Source organism: Gelidibacter sp. F63206, from assembly GCF_023015735.1.
The window spans coordinates 1-736 of the sequence record NZ_JALKAU010000020.1 but is presented as its reverse complement, the minus strand read 5'-3'; the positions used below and the strand labels follow the sequence as shown (position 1 = coordinate 736).

1 pseudogene is annotated in these 736 nt (G+C 52.7%); it reads left to right on the top strand.

The features are described 5' to 3' along the window. Window positions 1–736 (top strand): annotated as a pseudogene (locus tag MWU32_RS00405) (collagen-like protein); the annotation flags it as partial.

Below are 736 nucleotides of genomic sequence, written 5' to 3'. Positions count from 1 at the left end.
CAGGGACCAGCAGGAGCCGATGGTGCCGATGGTGCAGATGGCGTCCAAGGACCACAAGGTGATCCAGGCCCAATGGGCCCTCAAGGACCAGCGGGAGCCGATGGCGCTAACGGAGCTCAGGGACCACAAGGAATTCAAGGAGAGGCCGGTCCAGCAGGACCTCAAGGGCCAACAGGTGCTGATGGAGCTGACGGAAATACTCCGGTTATCGGAGCCGGTGGCAATTGGGAAATCGACGGTGTTGATACAGGGGTTTCAGCACAAGGAATCGCTGGTGATAAAGGTGATGACGGTGTTGGGATTGCTTCGATCACGGAAGATGGAAATGGAGTATTTACGATTACTTATACAGATAACACAACTTATATTTCTCCTAATTTAACAGGTCCAAAAGGGGATACTGGTGATGCGGGCGCATCTGTCACTGTCACTGATAATGGAGATGATACTGTAACAATTAGTGATGGTTCAAATAGTGTCGTTATATCTAAGGGTGTAGATGGTGTGGATGGAGATACACCGATGATCGGAACAAATGGTAATTGGGAAATTGGAGGGGTAGACACCGGACTCGCGGCACAGGGTCCAACAGGACCTCAGGGACCAGCAGGAGCCGATGGTATTAATGGTGCTGATGGCGCCCAAGGACCACAAGGTGATCCAGGCCCAATGGGCCCTCAAGGACCAGCGGGTACAGACGGTATTGATGGTGCTGACGGAGCCCAAGGACCACAAG